1 pseudogene is annotated in these 290 nt (G+C 47.9%); it reads right to left on the reverse strand.

Going from position 1 to position 290, the window contains the following annotated elements:
* A pseudogene (locus tag A3761_RS04360) lies at positions 1-290 on the reverse strand (phosphoribosylamine--glycine ligase); the annotation flags it as partial.

A 290-nucleotide genomic window follows, 5' to 3' on the forward strand; every position in this document is an offset into this window, starting at 1 on the left:
CTCCAGAGTTTCGGCAACGATTACGCCTTTGCCAGCCGCTAAACCGTCGGCTTTAACAACAATCGGGGCACCTTTTTCTTTCAAGTATGCTAAGGCAGGTTCTACTTCCGTAAAATTCTGGTAGTCGGCAGTAGGTATGTTGTGGCGAGCTAAGAAATCTTTAGTGAAAGCTTTAGAGCCTTCTAATTGAGCCGCACCTTTTGAAGGGCCAAAGCAGCGAAGGCCTTCTGCTTCAAAATGGTCAACAACGCCGTCAACTAAAGGCGCTTCTGGGCCGATAATGGTAAGTG

Source organism: Oleiphilus sp. HI0123, from assembly GCF_001635315.1.